This window comes from Paenibacillus phoenicis (genome assembly GCF_034718895.1).
In the GTDB taxonomy this organism is placed as follows: domain Bacteria; phylum Bacillota; class Bacilli; order Paenibacillales; family Paenibacillaceae; genus Fontibacillus; species Fontibacillus phoenicis.
In genome coordinates this window covers 2,924,996-2,944,959 of the sequence record NZ_JAYERP010000001.1, presented here as the reverse complement: position 1 = coordinate 2,944,959, position 19,964 = coordinate 2,924,996, and the positions used below count along the sequence as shown (strand labels likewise).

General features: G+C 54.8%; 20 protein-coding genes. 16 read left to right on the top strand and 4 right to left on the bottom strand.

The features are described from left to right. The first annotated feature begins 28 nt into the window (after positions 1 to 28). A complete protein-coding gene (locus U9M73_RS14045; RefSeq protein ID WP_323077757.1) occupies positions 29 to 2,239 on the top strand; it encodes an alpha-L-rhamnosidase-related protein in 2,211 nt (736 codons plus the stop codon). Positions 2,240 to 2,317: 78 nt separating this feature from the next. Here U9M73_RS14045 and U9M73_RS14040 read toward each other — a convergent pair whose 3' ends face one another. Next, positions 2,318 to 2,506 (bottom strand): hypothetical protein, encoded by a 189-nt coding sequence (locus U9M73_RS14040; RefSeq protein ID WP_323077756.1) that lies wholly within the window; start codon positions 2,504 to 2,506, stop codon positions 2,318 to 2,320. A gap of 226 nt (positions 2,507 to 2,732) precedes the next feature. Here U9M73_RS14040 and U9M73_RS14035 point away from each other — a divergent pair, with 226 nt between their 5' ends. The 7 genes from U9M73_RS14035 (at position 2,733) to U9M73_RS14005 (ending at position 8,757) form a co-directional block, all read left to right on the top strand. Beyond that, the gene (locus U9M73_RS14035; RefSeq protein ID WP_323077755.1) at positions 2,733 to 3,602 is read left to right on the top strand and encodes a cation diffusion facilitator family transporter; all 870 of its coding nucleotides are present in this window, start codon (positions 2,733 to 2,735) and stop codon (positions 3,600 to 3,602) included. A gap of 472 nt (positions 3,603 to 4,074) precedes the next feature. Continuing rightward, the gene (locus U9M73_RS14030; protein ID WP_260071442.1) at positions 4,075 to 5,100 is read left to right on the top strand and encodes a C40 family peptidase; all 1,026 of its coding nucleotides are present in this window, start codon (positions 4,075 to 4,077) and stop codon (positions 5,098 to 5,100) included. Between the two features lie 164 nt (positions 5,101 to 5,264). Continuing rightward, complete coding sequence (locus U9M73_RS14025) at positions 5,265 to 5,768, top strand: DUF948 domain-containing protein (protein ID WP_323077754.1); 504 nt, start codon at positions 5,265 to 5,267, stop codon at positions 5,766 to 5,768. Between the two features lie 186 nt (positions 5,769 to 5,954). Beyond that, on the top strand, positions 5,955 to 7,109 hold the full coding sequence (locus U9M73_RS14020; RefSeq protein ID WP_260071444.1) for a PP2C family protein-serine/threonine phosphatase: 1,155 nt from the start codon (positions 5,955 to 5,957) through the stop codon (positions 7,107 to 7,109). 71 nt (positions 7,110 to 7,180) lie between these two features. Beyond that, the gene (locus U9M73_RS14015; RefSeq protein ID WP_009226841.1) at positions 7,181 to 7,519 is read left to right on the top strand and encodes an STAS domain-containing protein; all 339 of its coding nucleotides are present in this window, start codon (positions 7,181 to 7,183) and stop codon (positions 7,517 to 7,519) included. Positions 7,520 to 7,537: 18 nt separating this feature from the next. Then, positions 7,538 to 7,987 (top strand): anti-sigma B factor RsbW, encoded by a 450-nt coding sequence (gene rsbW, locus U9M73_RS14010; protein ID WP_323077753.1) that lies wholly within the window; start codon positions 7,538 to 7,540, stop codon positions 7,985 to 7,987. Beyond that, positions 7,984 to 8,757: a sigma-70 family RNA polymerase sigma factor gene (locus tag U9M73_RS14005; RefSeq protein WP_323077752.1), complete on the top strand. Its 774-nt coding sequence runs from the start codon at positions 7,984 to 7,986 to the stop codon at positions 8,755 to 8,757. The genes rsbW and U9M73_RS14005 overlap by 4 nt, the downstream gene beginning before the upstream one ends. Positions 8,758 to 8,801: 44 nt before the next feature. On the opposite strand, the gene U9M73_RS14000 is transcribed toward U9M73_RS14005, so the two are convergent. Continuing rightward, entirely contained in the window at positions 8,802 to 9,020 is a 219-nt protein-coding gene (locus U9M73_RS14000) for a hypothetical protein (RefSeq protein ID WP_260071447.1), read from the bottom strand. A 187-nt stretch (positions 9,021 to 9,207) separates the two neighbouring features. Here U9M73_RS14000 and U9M73_RS13995 point away from each other — a divergent pair, with 187 nt between their 5' ends. Continuing rightward, positions 9,208 to 10,218, top strand: coding sequence for an asparaginase (locus tag U9M73_RS13995; RefSeq protein ID WP_009226837.1), 1,011 nt, complete (start codon positions 9,208 to 9,210; stop codon positions 10,216 to 10,218). Positions 10,219 to 10,242: 24 nt separating this feature from the next. Here U9M73_RS13995 and U9M73_RS13990 read toward each other — a convergent pair whose 3' ends face one another. After that, positions 10,243 to 10,470 (bottom strand): DUF1128 family protein, encoded by a 228-nt coding sequence (locus U9M73_RS13990; protein WP_009226836.1) that lies wholly within the window; start codon positions 10,468 to 10,470, stop codon positions 10,243 to 10,245. Between the two features lie 134 nt (positions 10,471 to 10,604). On the opposite strand from U9M73_RS13990, the gene yyaC reads away from it, so the two are divergent. The 6 genes from yyaC (at position 10,605) to U9M73_RS13960 (ending at position 18,818) form a co-directional block, all read left to right on the top strand. Further along, entirely contained in the window at positions 10,605 to 11,132 is a 528-nt protein-coding gene (yyaC, locus tag U9M73_RS13985) for a spore protease YyaC (RefSeq protein WP_323077751.1), read from the top strand. Between the two features lie 250 nt (positions 11,133 to 11,382). Beyond that, positions 11,383 to 12,189, top strand: a complete 807-nt coding sequence (locus U9M73_RS13980; RefSeq protein WP_260071450.1) for an alpha/beta fold hydrolase — start codon at positions 11,383 to 11,385, stop codon at positions 12,187 to 12,189. Between the two features lie 148 nt (positions 12,190 to 12,337). Next, positions 12,338 to 12,985: a DUF6483 family protein gene (locus tag U9M73_RS13975; RefSeq protein ID WP_260071451.1), complete on the top strand. Its 648-nt coding sequence runs from the start codon at positions 12,338 to 12,340 to the stop codon at positions 12,983 to 12,985. 45 nt (positions 12,986 to 13,030) lie between these two features. After that, the gene (locus U9M73_RS13970; RefSeq protein ID WP_260071452.1) at positions 13,031 to 14,212 is read left to right on the top strand and encodes a class I SAM-dependent methyltransferase; all 1,182 of its coding nucleotides are present in this window, start codon (positions 13,031 to 13,033) and stop codon (positions 14,210 to 14,212) included. 298 nt (positions 14,213 to 14,510) lie between these two features. Further along, positions 14,511 to 15,956 carry a transposase gene (locus U9M73_RS13965; protein ID WP_009222856.1) on the top strand — a complete coding sequence of 482 codons (1,446 nt, stop codon included), beginning with the start codon at positions 14,511 to 14,513 and terminating at the stop codon, positions 15,954 to 15,956. A 1,011-nt stretch (positions 15,957 to 16,967) separates the two neighbouring features. Then, positions 16,968 to 18,818 (top strand): O-antigen ligase family protein, encoded by a 1,851-nt coding sequence (locus U9M73_RS13960; protein WP_323077750.1) that lies wholly within the window; start codon positions 16,968 to 16,970, stop codon positions 18,816 to 18,818. Here U9M73_RS13960 and U9M73_RS13955 read toward each other — a convergent pair. Next, positions 18,739 to 19,050, bottom strand: coding sequence for a dehydrogenase (locus U9M73_RS13955; RefSeq protein ID WP_260071938.1), 312 nt, complete (start codon positions 19,048 to 19,050; stop codon positions 18,739 to 18,741). The two genes, U9M73_RS13960 and U9M73_RS13955, sit on opposite strands and share 80 nt — an antisense overlap. Before the next feature lie 170 nt (positions 19,051 to 19,220). Here U9M73_RS13955 and uptA point away from each other — a divergent pair, with 170 nt between their 5' ends. Continuing rightward, on the top strand, positions 19,221 to 19,832 hold the full coding sequence (uptA, locus tag U9M73_RS13950) for an undecaprenyl phosphate transporter UptA (protein ID WP_260071937.1): 612 nt from the start codon (positions 19,221 to 19,223) through the stop codon (positions 19,830 to 19,832). Positions 19,833 to 19,964 lie beyond the last annotated feature (132 nt).

The window sequence follows — 19,964 nt, the reverse complement described above, 5'->3', positions numbered from 1 at the left end:
GAATCTACTAACAATGAGGAGAATGTTCATGACCGGACTAAGCAGCAAACATCCGTTTAACTTATATTACAATGCCGGGGAATATATCAAAATTTGCGGGGCGCAGGACGGAACCTTTCCAGACTTCGGGCATCATGTCGCCAATGAAATGGGAGGCGTGTGGCTGCATCCAATCAAGCTGCTCGACGGCTTCTGGCTGAAGGTGACCGATTTGGACCGGGGCATTTCCGTTTGGACTCGGGCGGATACGTTTACGAACGAGCCTTGGGGCAGCCGATTTGAGTATGACCATGGACTCAGCCATATTCCGGTGTCGATCGAGCGGATTCAACTTGCGCCGGAGCGGGAAAAAGGCTTTATCGCCAAGTATCGGGTGCAAGCCTATGCCGGGGAAACGGTGCGGCTTGGTATAGAACTGCTCGCCCGTACGGACCTTCGCCCCGTTTGGTTCTCGGAACATATTGGGATCGTCGATGGCGAACGGGACGAGCCGCTGGAAGTGTTGGACCGCAAGGTGCTGGTGAAGGATTCGGCGCATCCGTGGTTCGTACAGGTCGGTACGGACCTGCCGGAGCCCCGCGTGGAAACGGGCGCGTTGTTATATGGGCCTGAGTTCACTGCCGGGGCTGGCTGCGGCGTCGCGTTTCGGACGCAGATCGAGCTGGCTGGTCAGGAGTCGTTTGAATTTCGGCTGTTTGCTGCTGGATCGTCTGTCTCTAAGGAGGAATGCCTCCAAACTTATGAGCGGTTGACCTTGCAGCATGAAGCACTGCTGGCGGAAAAGCAGGCCGCTTATCGAGAGATCGAGGCGCGGGCGCGCTTGGAAATTGCCGGAGAGACGCTGCTGAACGAAGCGTTTGCTTGGGCCAAATGGAATAACCAATGGCTGGTGCAGACCGTCGATGGACTAGGCCGTGGTCTGACGGCCGGGGGGCCAACTTACCCGTGGTGGTTCGGCTGCGACAGCACGTATGCGCTGCAAGGCGTGCTTGCGATCGGCGATACCCAGCTGGCGATTGACACGCTGGAGCTACTGCGGAGCAAATCGGAAGAAACAAACGGCAACGGCAGAATCGTACACGAGATCACGACGATGGGGGCGGTCGCGAATCCGGGAAACACCCAGGAGACGGCGCATTACATCGTTTTTGTATGGGATTTGTTTGAATGGACCGGTGATGAAGAACTGTTGCGTCGCCATTACGAATACTGTGTGAAAGGCATCGATTGGCTGCTGGAAGAAATGGACGGCGACGGAGACTTGTTCCCTTCCGGTTACGGCATCATTGAGATCGCCGGGCTCAACATGGAACTGATCGACAGCGCTGTCTATACGGCGAAAGCACTACAGGCCATGACCGCGATGAGCGAGCAGCTTGGCGAAGCTGCGAACGCCGCCAAATACGGGGAGTTGGCAAAACGGGCGGCTGCGGCCGTCAATCAGGCGTTCTGGTGCGAAGAAGAAGGGCTGTACGGGGATGCGATCGCCCCCCGTGAAGCGGTTGAGGTCAAGGCAGACGTGATGATCTCCCTCGCCCGCAAGCAGGGGATCGCCGGGTATGAGGAATATATCGGACGTTTGCTGCAGCGGACGACCGGGCGCGAAGGTGACCAGGCATGGCTGCTAAACAAGAACTGGGTCATCGTCACCCCCATGGAGGCGGGAATCGCCGATCCGGACAAGGCGGCCAGAGCGCTTGCGACGATGCGGTCGGAGGAGTTTGTCGGTCCGTACGGAACGTATCTATCAGGGATTTACAAGCAAGGGACGATGACGATTTCAACCGGTGTCCATGCTGTGGCTGAAGCAGCAAACGGCCATCCGGACGAAGCGCTGGAGCTGCTGCGCCGTCTGCTGCGTACCTTCTCCGTGGCTTTGCCCGGCTCTTTCTCGGAAATGTCCCCAGACTACGGCTGTGTTGTGCAGGCCTGGACACTTTACGCGCTGGCGGTTCCGCTGATCCGCCACTTCTTTGGCGTCCGTCCGCAGGCGCACCGGCGCTTGCTGCAATTAAAACCGCAGCTTCCTGGCGCATGGCGTGATAAGGAATGCAAACTGGACGGCCTGCGCATTGCGGACGCAAGCTTTGATGTGTGCATCAGCCCAGCGAATGGCGGTGAGGGCTGTCTCGTTACTGTGCGGAACGAACAAAGATGGACCGTAGCGTTGGAGCTAAACGGTGAGCGCAGGGAAAGCGACGAGGCTTGGATTCAATGGGAAGTCGGACGGAGGAACTAACTTTATCGGACTCAATCGGAAATTAGAAGAGGCCCATGCGATTGCTGCATGGGCCTCTTGCTGAACCGTTTGCGGTCTCTACGAACCGCCCGTCCGGCGACGTTGATTGTTTGGCTTTTTATTATTTTGGCTCTTGAGTGCTTTGGTTTGCAGATTGTCCTTTAACCCCGGCTTGTTTGCGGCGTGCTGCTGTTGTTTTTTTTGCTGCAGCTTCTGGCGGATCGCTTCGGCTAAATCGATTTTGCGCGGTTCATTCGCTTCCGACACCATTATCATCTCCTCATCAGTGAAAAGGCTGTCCTTATTTTATACGTTTTTAAAAGCGGGGACAACGGGAATAATGATGAAGGCTGCTTTTCCCGGGGGCAACACTGTTTCTCTAGACTTACACGGGGTTGATTTGCTACGATGATTAAACGCTTCTGATGTTTTAGAAATGAGAGTTTGAAGAAGTAGGTTATTGGCTTCGGGGAGAAGTCTGGAGGTGCGGGGCTTGGATATTTACGACGATATACGCAAAGGGGAACGCGGGGCTTGGGTAAGCATTGCCGCTTATTTACTGCTGTCCGCTTTTAAATTGATCAGCGGGTTTGTGTTTGATTCAAGCGCGCTGCTTGCCGACGGGTTTAACAACCTTACGGATATCGTGGCCTCGGTGGCGGTGCTGATTGGACTTAAAATCTCACAGAAGCCGCCGGACTCCGACCATGCTTACGGCCATTTCCGTGCGGAAACGATTGCTGCATTAGTAGCTTCATTTATTATGGCGATGGTCGGTATTCAAGTCATCTTTGGCGCGGTTTGGTCGTTGATTGAAGGTGTGCATAACGAGCCTGACATCCTGTCGGCTGCGGTTGCTATCGTTTGTGCTCTGGCGATGGGCGGGGTTTATGTCTATAATCGGAGACTGGCCAAACAAATTAACAATCAGGCGCTTATGGCGGCGGCCAAGGATAATTTGTCGGATGCGCTGGTGAGTGCAGGCGCAGCGGTTGGGATTATCGGGGCTCAATTCGGGCTGCCGTGGCTGGACGTGGTTGCCGCGATTGCGGTAGGCTTGCTTATTTGCAAAACCGCCTGGGATATTTTCCGCCAGTCGACGCATAATCTGACCGATGGATTTGATGAAAGGGAGCTGGGCGACCTGCGCAGCACCATTGCCCGGACCCAAGGCGTGGAAGGGATCAAGGACTTAAAGGCCCGGGTTCACGGCAACCATGTGCTGGTCGATGTCGTGATTGAAGTGGATCCGCAGTTGACGGTTATCGAAAGCCATGAGATCAGCGACCGGGTTGAGGAACGGATGAGAAGGAAGCAAAACGTCATGCATGTTCACGTCCATGTTGAGCCGAAAGAAAGATAGGACTCGATTTGGACGGGAAGTCATAAGGATGATCGAAGAATCAGGATCAAGGCAAATCATGCCCGAATGGACAGGCCTAAGGCAACATTTACCAAGCCTGCTGTTCGGGTTTTTTTGGCTAAAAAATAGGCGATTGTCCCTAAAAAAATAGGTAAATTGGATAAATTGGAATTATTATGAAATTGATGCGGTTGCATGCGAAATCGGGTACTTTTGTTGCAGAAATCCAGTGCTATTGCCCGGGAGGTGTTTACATAGGTTACATTCGACCGGATTTTATAGGTCGCGTGTCTCTAATTTCAACATGTAAAAACTAGGGCCATTGTCTTTGAATGCGCTTTCCTATAAAGTGATCTTCGACCGATTTAGACTAATTTCGACAATCGCTATAATGGGTGCAAGACCAAAGAAAGGAGGATTGGAACGCAGGCTAACAACTAGATTTATTACATTAGGAGGCAGGATAACACCCATGAAACGAAGCGTAGCGATCACATTATTGAGTGCCATTCTTCTCTCTACTTATACAGCTGTTCCTCATCAGGCATCAGCCGCAACCACAACCGCAACCTCACAATCGATCACCAAAGGCCATATTGTCGGCGGAGTCAATTTCCGTGACCAACCTTCCCTTTCGGGTAAAGTGATTGGTTTTCTCAAAAAGGGCTCCGAAGTCACCGTATTGGATCAAAGCAATAAATATTTCTATCTAGTGAAAACCGAAGATGGGAGCATCGGTTACGTCAGTTCGAACGAAAAGTACATTCAACTGGAAACCGTGAACACCGCTCCTTCCCAACCTTTGCTTAATTTGCCGGCAACGGTGACGTACGGCGTCAACCTGCGCGATCAACCGTCCACCTCGGGCAACGTCATCACGATGCTTCGCAAAGGTACCACATTAACGATTCTCGAGCAAAGCAATGAGCATTTCTATAAAGTACAGACGAACGACGGGACGATTGGTTACGTTAGTACGATAGATAAATATTTGGAAATTGGCGGACAATCCAGCACGCCGCAGCCAACACCAACTCCCGCTCCTTCCAGTGGGATTAGCCAGCAAATCGAGCAGGTGATTCAGGCCGGTATGAAATACCTCGGCACTCCGTACGAGTACGGCTCCAGCCGCAGCAATACGAATACGTTTGATTGCTCTGATTTCGTAAGACAAGCCTATAAGGATGCCTTGGGCATTACGCTTCCTGCGGATTCCCGCAAGCAAGGGGATTACATAAAGAGCAATGGAACGGCCGTATATCGCATCGATCAATTGAAGCGCGGCGATCTGGTCTTCTTCATGAGCTATAAAGGCTCTTCGGCCAAGTCCTACCAGGGAATCGACAAGCAAAGCCAGCGGATTACCCACGTCGCGATCTATCTTGGCAACGGCCAGCTCCTGCACACGTATTCCAATGAATCCGGCGGGGTTATCGTCGACAAGCTCGACGGCTCCTGGGTTTACCGCTTTATGTTTGGCGGCAGCGTCCTGAAATAAATCTAATCATGCCGTTTGGCCCCGTTCTTGGGATGGAGGAGGCCAAGCGGCTTTTTCGATTTAAGGTCGATAGAATTACGGTTCTTCGCACACTTCCGCCCATTTTCGTGTATAGTTAAGGAAAGACGGGTGAACGCCCAAGGACGGAAAGCGAGGAACAAGGTATGATTTGGGAGATCAGCGTGGCGGTGGCTGCGGCGGCTTTTGTGGTGCTTGTCGTTTATTTGGTCAAAACGCTGAAAGCGGCGGAACATTCGCTGAAGACAACCACCGAAACATTGAAGGACGTACAAAAAACGATCGATGAGTTGGGCAGCGACGTCCGGCAGGTCGTCCGGCAAGCGAATGAACTGACCAGCGACATCCAGCACAAAATGAAGCAGATCGACCCGCTGATGGAATCGGTTAAACATGCGGGTGAAGTGTTAAGTGAAGTTACGCTGGCGACAAAGCAGGTTTCGGCAGCCCTTGCCAGCCGTATCGCCAGCCGTCCTCTGTCGGTCAAGCGAAAGGCTCCGGCATCTCCGGCTCCGGCAACCTCTGTACCTTCGGCCCAGCCGCTGCAAGCTGAAGGAGAGCAGCCGGTGCAGGAAGCGAACCGCAAATCGGCGAATTGGGTCAAATGGGTGGATGTCGCCGCCGATGTCTGGCAGAAATATCGGAGTTAAGCGGACGTTAACGGCAATTCAATCTGCCGTTTCAACTGGAGTTAGACTGGGTAATGTACTATGTTACTCAAGCCTTGCCCGCATTGTGAGTCGAGAAGGAACGGGAAAGCGCCCCGTTCCTTTTTTTATCACCGTGATCTGTATATCACTTCTATGCTTACTCAAGCTCATTTTAAGGAGATTATCATGCGAATCTTGATCGTTGACGACAATCCGACAAATACCATGATCATTCGTGAGATTTTAAAGAAGGAAAACTACCGCAACACAGTCACCGTAACTTCGGCCCGGGACATGTTCGAGCGGCTCGGCGTCAAAAATTTGGATGCGGTTGAAGAAAGCGGGCCATCCGATGTGGATTTGATCCTGCTGGATATGATGATGCCGGAGATGGACGGGATTCAGGCTTGTCGGATTTTGCAGCGCTCCGAGCATCTGAAGGAGATTCCCATTATCGTAGTCACGGCCGTTGGGGATTCCCACAAGCTGGCGGAAGCGTTGGATGCCGGAGCTGTGGATTATGTGACGAAACCGATCAACAAGGTGGAGCTGATGGCGCGGATTCGCCTGGCTCTGCGGCTGAAGCTGGAGAAGGACTGGCACCGTAACCGGGATCAGCGCATCCAGGAGGAATTGAAGCTGGCGTCGCTTGTTCAAAACGCTGTCCTTAGCCCCCCGATCCATGATTCGGAGGTCGAAATCGATGCCCTGTACAAGCCTTCCTATGAATTGGCAGGAGATTTGTACTCCTGGTACTCGCTTGGTGAGGGGAAGTATGCGGTGATCCTGCTGGATATGATGGGTCACGGCATTTCTTCTTCCCTCTTCTGTATGTTCATCTCCTCTGTTCTCAAAGATACCGTGTTTACCTATGTGGAACCGAAGCTGGTTATTGAAGAGTTAAACCGTCGCTTTATCCAGCTGCATATCGAAAGCAAATTGATTCAATATTATTTCACCGCCATCTATCTTGTGGTGGATACCCGGCGCAAAGTGATCGAATACGTGAATGCCGGACATCCGCCTGCCCTCCTGTACACGAACAATAAGCAACCCGTTCGTTTGGATCAAGTGGGGCCGCCCGTAGGCTTGTTTGATGGAATCGAAACGCATCCGCAGATTCTACATTACGAAGGACCAGGCCATCTCGTCCTCTACACCGACGGGTTGATGGATGGACAGGAGGATTCCTTAGAGGCACGTCAGGCGTGGCTGGAGGAGCAGTTAAATACCTGCAGCCATCACTTCGACCGCGAGATGATGAGCCGGTTGTTCTTCGAAGATGCCGTCCCGCTGAACAGAGAAGACGATAAATGTCTGGTATGGATCTCGTTCAAATGATCCCCTTGATTCAGCAGTGGACAAGCTGGGTTATGTTGTATTAAGAAAACCTATTCCAGGGAGAGTATTTCATGAATACAAGAAAAAGTTTGAAATTTTCCACCACAACACAACGGGAAAACGGAGTTTGTACCGTATCGCTGCGCGGTGAGTTGGACTTGTCTGCAGCGCCAGACTTCCGTAAGGTGATGGACCCGCTGGTTGGCATCGATGACGCGGATTTAGTCCTGAATCTGAAGGAATTGAAATACATCGACAGCACCGGAATCGGAATTTTTCTGTCCATCTTAAAGGCTAGGCAAGGGATGAACTCGAGTTTTTACGTGCAGGAAGTACCGGACCATATCCGGAAGCTGTTTGAAATGACTGGGATCGCTAAGTTTTTCGCGGAGCAGAAGAACTCCCAATAAGGAAAGGATCGAGTCTTAATGGTAGAGGAAACAGAGAGAATTGTCATCAGCCTTCCGGCGACAGCCGAATATGTGGATATTGTAAGGCTGAATCTTTACGGTATCGCATCGAAAATGGGATTTTCGTATGAGGAAATCGAAGACATGAAGGTGGCGGTATCCGAAGCATGCAACAATACCGTGTTGTATGCGTACAAGCAGGATGCCGGCAAAATGGAAATCACGTTTGAGATCTTAACGGATGCTTTGTCTATTACGGTCAAAGATGAAGGGGAGAGCTTTGAGCCGTGGCGACAGGCTGGAGGCGTGACTCTACATGAAAAAGAGTTGAGCGAGGCCCCGATTGGCGGATTAGGTTTCTATCTGATGCAGGCGCTCATGGACGACGTCCGCGTAGAAACGCAATCCGGAAAAGGCACAAGGGTGACGATGGTCCGCCGACTCCAGAGGAGTGAAGAGAAGGTATGACCGATCGTGCGGCTCCCCAAGCTTCTTTGCACGAATCTACCCGCCTCATTCAGCTGTACCAGCAAACCAGAGACAATGAGATCGCCACGCAGTTAATCCGGAAATACGATTCGATGGTCAAAATGGCCGCCGCGAAAATTGCTCGAAATCGACCGGATTTGTACGAAGACCTGTACCAGGTGGGCGAAATGGCATTGGTTCGTTTGCTGCAGCAGTATGACAGCGAGCTGGGTATTCCGTTTGAACCGTATGCGATGAAGAGTATGATCGGGCATATGAAAAATTATTTGCGTGACAAGTCTTGGTATATTCAAGTGCCGCGGCGAATTAAGGAAAAGGGAGCGCTGGTTCAGCAGGCGATCGATGAGCTGACGCTGAAGCTGGAGCGATCTCCCAATGTGCAGGAGATCGCGGAGTATCTGGAGCTCTCGGTTGAAGAAACGGTTGAGGTGCTGGCCGGCCGGGATTGTTATCATTACGTGTCCCTGGATTCGCCCTTATCACCGGATGAAAGCGCCGTAACGCTGGGCGAAGTGATCAGCGCGGATGCAGATGATTACGATGCGCTTGAGAACCGGATGGATTTGCAACAAGCGCTGGGACAATTGAAGGCGCAAGAGCAGCAGGTTTTGCTGATGGCCTATCAGGAGGGGCAATCCCAAAGGGCCATTGCCCGGAAGCTGGGCATCTCTCAGATGAGTGTATCCCGCATTCAGAAGCGAGCGACCGAACGGCTGAAGCAAATCATGAATCATATGAACACCACTTAAATGCGTTGCCTGGGGATTGGGGGCAGCGCTTTTTTTGGTTATGTCTATTGCCCGGGATCGGGCAGCAAGCCGTCCTTCTTGTCTTCCCGGTTCGGTTGCATCGCCTCCATGTCTTCTCCCAACTGAATCAAATCCTCCATGTCATTCACCATGGATCCGTTCTCCGCTTCTTCGATATCTTTATGCTCGGGATATGCGCCGGCTTGGGCAGCACGGATTTGCCCCGCGACATACTGCTCCTGCAGGTCCTCGGGTTGGGTCATGGACGATTCCTCCTTTGTTCTCGTATGAAACCGTAAATAGTTTGCACAAACGGCCATATATCATATACCTGGCGCTCTCTCGATTCTTGCAGGACGTTCTATAGCCAGCGGGCTTCCAAAGTACTATACTGTGTAGGAATGGAGCAAAATGAGCAGGGAATGGATCAGGTTAAGGAGAGAACATGAGATGAACTATAACGAAGCTTTGCTGGTTAATGAATATCGCGGGGGGCTGCTGGAATGCGCCCACTATGGTCATATTTGCGTCGTTGATGAACAAGGGAACATTGTGGGGCAGGCAGGGAATCCCCGAGCCACCGTATTTACCCGCTCTGCGGCCAAGCCGATTCAGGCGATTCCGGGGATTCGCGCCGGGATGAAGGAGGCTTATGGTCTAACGGACGAGGAGATTGCCATCATGGCCGCTTCGCATCGGGCCGAGGAGATCCACGTCGAGACGCTCAATCGACTGCTGGAGAAGACGGGGCTTACGGAAGAACGGCTCGTATGCGCCCCCAGCCTGCCACTGGATCGGGTCGCCAAGGAACAGCTGCTTCGACAAGGCGGAACGTACCGTCGAATCTACCATAATTGCTCGGGCAAACATTTAGGCGTTCTCGCCTATTGCAAAATGAAAGGATACCCGCTGGAAAGCTATAATCATCCGGAGCATCCGGTTCAGAAGGAAATCTTGGTGACGCTGGCCGGCTTGGCGGGGATTCCGGAAGCGCAGATTTCGCTGGGGACGGATGGCTGCGGTTTTCCTGTTTTCGCCCTCCCGTTATCCGCTTTGGCTTCCGCCTATTTGAAGCTGGCATGTCCGGATTTGATCGAGGATTCGGCTACCGCTGAGGCGGTCAGAGTCATTACCGGCGCTATGAACCGCCAACCCTTGCTGGTTGCCGGCACCGGGCGGATCGATTCGATCCTGCTGGGCGATCCGAATATCGTGGCCAAAGGCGGTTTTAAAGGGGTTTATGCGTTTGCTCTGCGCCGCGAGCGCCTAGGGATCACGTTTAAAATTCAGGACGGCTCCGAGGAGGAGTGGGGAATGATCGCTTTATCCGTGCTGGAGCAGCTCGGATACGAAAACGAGGGAACGCTGCAGAAGCTCCGCGAAGCATTCCCGTCTTCGATCAAGAACGATGAGGGCTGGGAAGTAGGGCAAGCCGAAATCGCGTTTCAGCTGGAACGCTAACTCTGACTTAGAGCAGCTTGCCGGTTAGGCTTTATTCCGCAGTCTCCCCAGCTCTTGGGCGAGCGCTTCAACTTCGGAGATGCTAAGCCGCTCTTTGCTCATGACGATGTCATAAACATCGCGGATATCATCATATTGGTTAACGTGGAATGCGGACGCCGACATCGCCGCTGCGGAGGCCATTTTCAACTTGCTTTTGATCGCTTCGATCATGAACTCGATATTTTCCTTGCTCTTGATGGATAGATCCATAAGTTTTCATCCTTCCGATTTATGGGTTATTAGCTATTGTACCACGAGGGAAGCGGTTCATGAAATTTTGCGGTCCGGCGTCCGAATGCGTTACAATCAGGTTACGAAATACCGGGAGGGAGCGTGTCTAGGTCATGCAGGAACAGAAGGAATGGCCGGCGGCGGGAGTAAACCGGAGGAAGCTGAGCGGCGGGGAGCTGGCGGCTTTTTTTGCAGACATTCGTGCCCGGCATCTTCGTGAGGACGTTACCTTTCTATGCATCGGTACGGATCGGTCGACGGGAGACGCGCTGGGGCCGTTGGTGGGGACGAAGCTGACAGAGCAGGGATTTGAGCACGTCATTGGAACGCTCCGCGAGCCGTGTGACGCAACCAATCTGGAGAGGCGCATGGCCGAAATCCCCGAAGGGCGCGTGATCATCGCCATCGATGCCTGCCTGGGGATGGCCGATTCGGTGGGGACGTACCTCGTGTCCAGCCAGCCGTTGCAACCGGCCCAATCCGTCGGGGCCAGCTTGCCGGAGGTCGGGCATTACAGCATTGCCGCAGTCGTTAACGTCAACGGCCCCAAGCCCTATTGGACGCTGCAGATGACCTCGCTATACAAGGTCATGCAAATGGCCGATGAAATCGCGGGCGCTGCGGCATCGGCATTTCGGTGAAGGGTTGGATCCGAAGATGACTTTTTGAACAACCAGTTCAAATAAGAGTTCAAAAAGTTAGGTTTGGAGTACCGAGAAGGTTGGATGAAGCTAGGGAGTGAGTAGCGGAGCGTAGATAGGATCTAAGTGAGCAACGGAGCGACCGGCTGAATTCAAGATTCGATGTCGAATGCGCTTCATGGTTTACATCGTGATCCAAAGATAACTTTTTGAACAACCTCTAAAAATTGAGATGAAAGTGGGTAGCGTAATGGACAAAGTAACAGTTAACGGAACAACGATCGCCTATGAACAACAAGGACAGGGCGAAACAGTAGTTTTGCTGCACGGTTTTTGCGGCAGCTCCGCTTACTGGGAGAAGGTTCAGCCGCTGCTTGCCGAACAATATCAGGTCATCGCCCCCGATCTTCGGGGCCACGGGGCCACAACTGCGCCAGTCGGCGCGTATACGATCGATCAAATGGCGGACGATGTCGCAGGTCTGATGGAGGCATTGGGCATCACCAAGTACACGCTGCTTGGTCATTCGATGGGAGGCTACACTGCCCTATCGTTGGCTCAGCGGTATGCAGATCGGTTAAATGCCTTTGGTCTGATCCATTCAACCGGCTATCCGGACAGTGAGGAAGCCAAGGAGAAACGGCTTCAGGCGGTTTCCCGCATTCGGTCCGAAGGCATCACCCACTTTGTGGACGGACTCGTGCCGGGGTTATTTGCACCGGACAATGTCAGCAAACTTGGAGCCGAAGTGGATCGCGTAAAGGAGATTGGCTACAAGACGCCGCCTCAAGGGGCGACGGGAGCCGCGCTGGCTATGCGTGAGCGGCCCGACCGCCGTGACGTGATGGAGGCGACATCGCTTCCGTTGCTGCTGGTCGCAGGTGAAAGCGATACCGTCGTACCGATGGCGCGGCTGTTTACGACCGAAGGACCCAACGTCACAAAGGCGGTCATCAAAGGCGCGGGTCACATGAGCATGTATGAAGCGCCGGAGCAGCTGACAGCGGTCATCGCCGATTTTATGCGCAGCGTAACGGAAAAGACCGTGGAAGTGTAAAACCTAGCACTTTTGAACAATGTTTCGCAATGATCAGCTAGTCGAACCGAGGCCTAGGAACCGGAGATTTCATGGGGAACTCCGGTTTCCGGCTTTTTTTGAATTGGCGGGAAGCCAGCTTGAATCAGGGACGAGAGGGGGAGGAACCGTGCTGCGAAGAGATTACCTTATGAAGATGATCGAGGAAATGACCGAGGTACTGGGAAAAGTGTTTATGCTTAAACAGCAGAAAAAGAAGATCGAAGCGTTATGGACGCTCGACGAGCTGTTTAAAGGGCAGTTTCGCTTGAGCTCCCAGCTGCTGGAGAACTTGCCCGCTAAAGACATCGTACGCCTGTTTCAAAGCGGCGGGGAAATCGAGGCGGACAAGCTCCAAAGTCTGTCCCGTCTGCTCAAAGAAGAGGGCGACGTGTACGAGAGCTCTGGAGAGCCGGACGAAGCGGCAAAGCGTTGGATCAAGTCGCTTCATCTTTACTTGACCGCTGCGCTGCATGGTGCGGACCGCTCCCTTTGGGATCTGCCCGCGGCTATTGCTGAGCTGCAATCGCTGTTAAAGCCCTACCGTCTTCCGCCGGACACCGAATGGCTGGTGTTGCAATGGGAAGAAGGTGAAGGCCGCTACGACCAGGCGGAAAATGCACTCTACCGCTTGCTGGAGGAAGGCCATGCCACCAAAGAAGACGCGGTGGAGTTTTACCAGCGATTGCTCGCGCTTCCGCGGGATACGCTTGCAGCTGGGGGCTTGCCGGCTGAGGAAGTTGAGGAGGGGCTTGCCGACGTGGAGGCCCGGTTTTGAACAAACGGAATGACTAATATGCAGAAAGGCAGCTGTTAATCAAACATGGAATCACTGCGCAAACTCGCAAACGAACTGGCGGAGAAGGGCAGTCTGATCACGGCAACGATCAGCGGCCGCCGCAGACCGGGGGAGACGGAATACACCAAAGTCCAAATCAAGCCGGTCGAAATCAAAAAGAGCTTACACTATCAATTTGCCTACCACTACCCAAACAAGGTGTTGCATCAAAATATCCCGGCCGCGGCATTTGCGGACGAGCTGACAAAGCTGTTTGAGGAGACGTTCCGGCAAGGATTGCTATGCACGGCGGAGGCCGATTATCAGGTCTTGATCAGCAAGAAGTTCAAGGTCACGATTCTGAAAAAAGCACCGTCACGCAAACCGCTGGGGACGCTGACCCATAATCGGAAGAAGCAATATGTGCTGGAGGAAGGAACGCCGGTTCCGTTTTTGGTGGAGCTGGGGATCATGAACGGGGAAGGCAAGGTGCTTGCCAAAAAGTACGATAAGTTCAAGCAAATCAACCGTTTCCTCGAAATGGTTGAGGACGTCCTTCCTCATTTGCCGACGGGCCGGCCGCTGACGATCGTCGATTTCGGTTGCGGCAAATCCTATTTGACGTTTGCGCTGTATCACTATTTGGCCGTACAGCAGCAAAGAAAGCTGAACGTGATCGGGCTGGATCTCAAAGCCGACGTCATCGAGCACTGCAGCGGGTTAGCGCGCAAACTGCAGTATGACGACCTGCGGTTTCTTGTTGGCGACATCGCCGACTATGACGAGCTGAGCGCGGTGGATATGGTTGTAACGCTCCACGCCTGCGACACGGCGACGGATGCGGCGCTAGAGAAAGCGGTGCGCTGGGGTGCGTCGGTCATCCTGTCCGTGCCTTGCTGTCAGCATGAGCTGTTTAACCAGGTGCAAAGCGAGGTGCTGCAGCCGCTGCTGGGACATGGCATCCTAAAGGAGCGCTTCTCCGCATTGGCGACCGATGCGATTCGGGCCAAGCTGCTGGACGTGATGGGCTACAAAACGCAGCTGCTGGAGTTCATCGATATGGAGCATACGCCGAAAAACATTTTGATCCGCGCCGTGAAATCGGGCGGAGGGAACGTTTCGCAGCTCTGGCGGGAGTATACGGCGTTCCGCGATTTCTTAAGCGCCGATCCGTACCTGGAGCGCGCTTGCCGCGATTTGCTGCCGGAGGCGGCAAAGAGCAACTGAAATTGAACCGGTTGGGAGGTGTCCCGACCGGTTTTTTTGTGGTTTAAGCTGGGGTTGCGGAGCGCCGCTGGTATGCTCGGGGGAGGGGAGTGAGATGCCCGATAACTGCAAAAGTACAGTTGTTTTTCTGCGATTTTGGGGAAATCGCCGTTTTTGCCGGAATTGAACTGTACTTTAAGTCAATTTCATAATTTGTAACCCCTTGTGGGATAAGGTTTTTCAGCATGTAAAAAAGGAGTACCTCCCCAAAATCTCGAAGTAAAGGTTACCACACCAACCACGAGAAAGGAGTACTCCCATGTATGGTATTCAACAAGCAGAGCTATTTTCCTTCGAGGAATTAATGGGAATGGCGGATGAGGCAAAATACAGTGCCATTCTGGAACACGTCCCCATGGGGATCATCCTGCATGCCGTTAGCAAAAAAAGTACCCGCGGCCGCTCCGAAAGTTTAAATACCAGAGCGATGATGTATTCCCTCATTATTGGAAAACTGGAACATATCCGCTATACGAAAGATCTGATCAAGCGTCTGCGAACCAGCTCCGAATTCAGAAGGTTATGCCGCTTTACCGATTCGGACCGGGTACCGAGTGAAGCCGCCTATTCCCGCCTTGTAGCCAGGCTGGCTCAAAGCGGCGTACTGAGACACGTTCTGGATACAGTGGTAGACCAGGCAATTGCCGCAGGGTTTCTTTCGGGTGAGGTTCTGGCAATAGATTCGTCCCACATTGAGGCCTTCGACCGAAATTCGAAGCTGGATGAAGGGAAGACGACGACTTCTTCCAGCCCTCTCGTTGACGAAGACCCTGCCTTGTTCTCCGCGGACACATGCACGCCGTCCCAGGAAGCCAAGCCGGAGAAGCCCAAACGTTCCAAACGCGGGAGAATCCCGAAAGCGGAATGGGACGAGTGGCGGAAGCAAATGGATGCTTACGAAGCGTCGCTTGGTTTCTTCGAACGGGGAGTAGCCGACATGTTGCCAGCCAGTTACGAAGAACTCGCCCGCGATATGCCGCAATACCCAAGCACTGGCGCAAAAGGCGATCCGCGAGGCACCCACCGCGTGAAATTCTGGTACGGGTACAAGGCGAATCTGCTCGTCGACACGGCAAGCCAATATATTGTTGCCGGCGAGACCTGCTCCGCTCATGTCAGTGACCAGAGACCGGCCATTATGCTGCTGAAGCGACTTCAGGAGCGATTTCCGGATCTGCAGGTTAAGCACGTTTTGGCTGATAAGGGCTATGACGGCGAAGCGGTATACCGACAAATCCGCAAGTTAGGTGCTTTTCCGATTATCCCGTTAATTCACCGCACCAAACTGCCTTTGAAGGAAGACAAATATTATCGTCCGCTGTGTGAACAAGGCCATCCGTACCGTTATGACAGCTACGACCCCAAGGGGGGCAACGTGAAATTTACCCGTCCGAAAGAATGCAAGGAATGTCCGCTGCAAGCTACAGGTTGCCAGAAGGTGTATAAAATCCGGATAGAAACCGACGTCCGCAAATACACAGCACCTGGCCGGGGAAGCGAGAAGTTTGCCGAATTGTTTAAGCAGCGGACCGCTATTGAACGCGTCTTTGCATATCTGAAGTTATACTTTGGCATGGGCACTACACGAAGGCTCAAAAAACGTGCGTTCGTCGATCTCGAACTAAGTTACCTAGCGTACAATGTGTCTAAATATGCGCTGGATTATTTGAACATGAACATCCGTTTGACCAAACAAGCCGCGTAACTTTTTTTGAAAATGTACACCTCGAAATTGGTTACCTGCAGTAGCTAATAAATTGAATTATGAAATTGACTTCTTTTGCAGTTATTTTAAAAAAATCCCCGCTAAAGCCGGAAAATAACTGCACTTTTACATTTATTTATACAGGCGACTCCGCCCCCAGGAGAATACCCTGCAATGAACTTGCCAATGAATGGAGTAAAGCGAATTGGTCGAAAGTTCGAGGTCGACTTAGCAGGGCTGAAATGGCAACGGATGAGGTAAAGGGACGGCAGAAGGGGGGAGAGGCGGGAGAGGTTGGGAGATTGGAGAGGTAGAAGAAGTAGAGAAAGTTAGAAATTGAGAAAGTTAGAAATTGAGAGAGTTAGATATTGAGGAAATGAGAAATTGAGTAATTGAGGAAGTGGAGAAGTGAAGAAATAAAGAAGCGAAGAGGCGAAGAAGTAGAAGATTACTTAAAAAGAGGTAGAACGTGGAGAATGCAACGAGAGGTAGAAGTTAGGCTGAACGAACAAGGATAAGGATGAGGAGGTGGAGGGTGTGCGGCATTGGCATGTTTGGGGAGTTACTGCGGCGGTTTGGCTGAGCGGCGTATGGGTTTGTTTGAATCAAGGTCTGTATTGGACGGGGCGGCCGGGTGCGCTGCTGCTGGTGTCCGTCTGGCTCATTGCTGGTGCGGTGGCTGCAGGAGGATGGGCCATCTTGTCTGGTTTCGGGCGGAGCGTGAAGACAGGTTTTGGGTCACATGAGCTTGGACCGTATGAGCTTGGAGGCGCTGCGCCTCGGGCGGGGTTATGGGCAGAGCCAAGCGTTCGGTGTGCCTTGCTGCTGGCCGCAGGTCCCTTTGTCATAGCAGCGGGATACGGTTGGCGGCTGGCCGCGGGGCCGTTGTCGGTTCAATCGACGGTGGAGGCCCTGCGGCTGTGGGCGTTCTTGGGCGTATTTGCTGCGGCGCTGGCAGTGTTAGCCACGGCTAAGCCCCTGAGCGCCCGCCGCTCGCTGGAGGCCGGATGGATGCTGCTCGGCGGGCTACTTGCCGTGACGGCGCTGGCCGTGGTATACGGCCTGCTGCCGCTGCCAGGCGCGATCCTGCGCACCGCGGATCCGGCCGTTTCGGCGACCGGTGCCCGGCTGGGCGGGCTGCTCCAGTACCCCAACGCCTTCGGTGCGGTGATGGCGGCGTTCCTCCTGGAGCGGCTGATGCGGCTCGCGAGGATGGAGCGGGCCGCTTTCACGCGCGCAAGCAGCTGGCGCGGGCAGCGGGCGGGGGCACTCGCCCTGCTGTTTGCCCTCGGCCTGCTGCTGAGCGAGTCGCGCGGCGCGCTTGCCGCCGCGCTGGCCGGCTGGGCCGCGGGCCTCGCGCTGCTGCGCGGGACCCGGCGCCGGCGCTACGCCTGGCACAGCGCCGTCTTCGCGGGCGCGGCCGCCGTGCTGGCGCGCGGGCTCGCGTCCGCGCAGCTTGCGCCGGCGCGGGGGCCCGGCGCGCTCGCGCTCGCCGCGGGGCTGGCCGCGGCGCTGCTCGCGTCCGGGCGCGTCGCCGGCGCATTGCCGCGCCTGGGCGCTGCCGGCGCCCCGCGCCCCCGCGCCGCGCTGCGCCCCCCGCGCCGCGCCTGCGCCTGCGGCGCAGCGGCGTTGGCGCTGCTGCTCGCGGCGCCGCTGGCCGCGCTGCCGGCGTCCGCCGGCTTCCTCGGACGGGGACTCCGTCCGGAAACGGCGTCCGCCCGCGCGGCGATGTACGCCGACGCCGCCGAGCTGCTTCGGCGGTCGCCATGGCTCGGCCAAGGCGGAGATGTCTGGCGCCATGCGTTCCGCCGTGTGCAGAACCTGCCGTACGTCGGCAGCGAGGTGCACAGCGGCTACCTGGACCTGGCGCTGGACCTGGGCTTGCTTGGCCTCGCCTGCGCTTTGCTGTGGCTTGGGGTGATGGCCATCCCCCTGCTGCGGGCGCGCAGCGCGCTGTTGCCGCCTTACCTGGCGCTGCTGCTGCATAGCGCCATCGACTTTGACTTCAGCTACGGTCTCGTCTGGATGTTGCTGCTGTGGGCGGCGGCCATTGGAATCGCTGAAGCGGGCCCAGCCCGCCGCCTTCGTCTCCCAGCGTTGCTCCACCCCGGGCTTGTCCGCGGCGCGTACCGCCGCGCCCGCCGCTTGCTCTCGCCACGCCCGCTGCGCATGGTGTGCAGCGGCCTCATCGCCGCTGCACTGCTCTTGCTTAGCGTGTCCGGGCTCCGCGAAGCGGAGAGCCAGCGGCTGCACCGCCAAGCCCTAGCCCGGCCGCCTGAGGCGAACCGGGAGGCGGCGGAGCTGCTTCGGCGCTCGCTGGCCCTTGCCCCGTACCGCACGGCGGTACGGTTAGCGCTCGCGGAACGCTCCGCGCCGCAGGAGGCCGCCTCGCTCCTGCGGGCGGGCCTCCGTTACGAGCCGGAGCGCGCCGAGCTATGGCTGGCATTGGGTCGGGCGCTGGCCCAAGCCGAACATCCCGCCGCTGCCCAGGCGCTGCGGCAGGGCATCGAGCTGAACCGGTACGACCGGGTTAAGCAGACGGCGGCGCTGCGCGAGCTATGGGAGCTGGCGCAGCGCTTGCGGGCGAGCGGCCAACTGCAACAGGCCGAAGCGGTGGCGTCGGCCGGGGCCGACTTATACGCGCGCTTCCTGCGTTTGGCAGGGAGCGTCGCCGCCAACCCGGCGTTGCGTAACGACCGGGACTTTCGGTTGACGGAAGAAGCCATAACGCTGGGGCGGGAGCTGCAGCAGCAGGCTCACCTTTATACAGGCGATGCCACCTCTATCCCCCAAACGCCGCGCGAAAAGCAGAGGACAACGCTTCGCGATCAACCTCCCACAGCTCAGCCAGCTCGGCGCTGACGGCTTCATCCCACCAATCCGCCAGCAGCTTGCGGTTGTTGATGTTTTCGCCGATCCACAGCAGATTGCCAATCACCTTTTTGTAATATAATGCTTCGCCTTCCTTGACTCGGTCCTCCGGAATATAAACGCCAAGCCGCTTAATCGTCCGGTACAGTTCTTTGCTGCAGCTGCGGCGGATTTTGCGGGGATTCGGGAGGGAAGTTTGATGTTTCGCCGGGAAGTTTGCCATGGCTGAAGTCGCCTCCTTTTGCTCCAGCATATGCGGGCGGATTTCCCGAAGTCACCGGTGCTGCTAACTGAAGTAGAACGCATGTCCATGGCTATGATAGAATAGACTGAGATTAGAGGCAGATTTTTGCTGTCTTCAGGACAGAAGCTAACGGGAAAGAGGACGAAGCTGTGGATTGGATATCGAATTTAGTGGGCGTATTATTGGATTGGGTGCAACAATTGGGGTATATGGGGATTATGCTGGGACTCATGATCGAGATTATCCCCAGCGAAATCGTGCTGGCCTACGGCGGTTATCTCGTGTATCTCGGACATATTAATTTCATCGGTGCCGTCTTCTTTGGTACAGTAGGCGGTGTCATTGCCCAGTTGTTTATTTACTGGATTGGGCGATACGGCGGCAGGCCGATTTTGGAGAAGTATGGGAAGTATATTCTGATTCAGAAGAAGCATATCGACGCCTCCGAAGCCTGGTTTCAGAAATACGGTCCCGGGGTCATCTTTACGGCGCGGTTTATCCCGGTGGCCCGGCATGCCATTTCCGTTCCTGCAGGGATCGCGAAAATGCCGGTGGGCAAGTTCCTGCTGCTGACGACGTTGGCGGTAATACCGTGGTCGGTGCTGTTCGTTTATTTGGGTATGCTGCTGGGTGAACAGTGGCAGCATGTAGACGAGAAAGCGGGTCCATACGTCATGCCGATTTTGCTGGCTGCTTTGGCGCTGTTAATCGTGTACTTGGTTGTCAAATCGTTCAGCAACCGGAGAAAAGGCGGTGCCTAAGCCGATAGGAGCTGTAAGTAGCCATTAAACCAAACGGACGGGCTTAGTGACCTGGCGATGAACATAAAGAGAGGAGGCGGAGTAAGCGAAGCGGCCCGCGAGCTTGGCGGCAACGCTTATTCCGAGAGATAC

Excerpts from the sequence above, each read along its gene's own strand:
- U9M73_RS14045 (WP_323077757.1), top strand. The coding sequence starts at position 29 with ATGACCGGACTAAGCAGCAAACATCCGTTTAACTTATATTACAATGCC.
- U9M73_RS14030 (WP_260071442.1), top strand. The coding sequence starts at position 4,075 with ATGAAACGAAGCGTAGCGATCACATTATTGAGTGCCATTCTTCTCTCT.
- U9M73_RS14025 (WP_323077754.1), top strand. The coding sequence starts at position 5,265 with ATGATTTGGGAGATCAGCGTGGCGGTGGCTGCGGCGGCTTTTGTGGTG.
- U9M73_RS14020 (WP_260071444.1), top strand. The coding sequence starts at position 5,955 with ATGCGAATCTTGATCGTTGACGACAATCCGACAAATACCATGATCATT.
- U9M73_RS14015 (WP_009226841.1), top strand. The coding sequence starts at position 7,181 with ATGAATACAAGAAAAAGTTTGAAATTTTCCACCACAACACAACGGGAA.
- rsbW (WP_323077753.1), top strand. The coding sequence starts at position 7,538 with ATGGTAGAGGAAACAGAGAGAATTGTCATCAGCCTTCCGGCGACAGCC.
- U9M73_RS14005 (WP_323077752.1), top strand. The coding sequence starts at position 7,984 with ATGACCGATCGTGCGGCTCCCCAAGCTTCTTTGCACGAATCTACCCGC.
- U9M73_RS14000 (WP_260071447.1), bottom strand. The coding sequence starts at position 9,020 with ATGACCCAACCCGAGGACCTGCAGGAGCAGTATGTCGCGGGGCAAATC.
- U9M73_RS13995 (WP_009226837.1), top strand. The coding sequence starts at position 9,208 with ATGAACTATAACGAAGCTTTGCTGGTTAATGAATATCGCGGGGGGCTG.
- U9M73_RS13990 (WP_009226836.1), bottom strand. The coding sequence starts at position 10,470 with ATGGATCTATCCATCAAGAGCAAGGAAAATATCGAGTTCATGATCGAA.
- yyaC (WP_323077751.1), top strand. The coding sequence starts at position 10,605 with ATGCAGGAACAGAAGGAATGGCCGGCGGCGGGAGTAAACCGGAGGAAG.
- U9M73_RS13980 (WP_260071450.1), top strand. The coding sequence starts at position 11,383 with ATGGACAAAGTAACAGTTAACGGAACAACGATCGCCTATGAACAACAA.
- U9M73_RS13970 (WP_260071452.1), top strand. The coding sequence starts at position 13,031 with ATGGAATCACTGCGCAAACTCGCAAACGAACTGGCGGAGAAGGGCAGT.
- U9M73_RS13965 (WP_009222856.1), top strand. The coding sequence starts at position 14,511 with ATGTATGGTATTCAACAAGCAGAGCTATTTTCCTTCGAGGAATTAATG.
- U9M73_RS13960 (WP_323077750.1), top strand. The coding sequence starts at position 16,968 with ATGCTGCTCGGCGGGCTACTTGCCGTGACGGCGCTGGCCGTGGTATAC.
- U9M73_RS13955 (WP_260071938.1), bottom strand. The coding sequence starts at position 19,050 with ATGGCAAACTTCCCGGCGAAACATCAAACTTCCCTCCCGAATCCCCGC.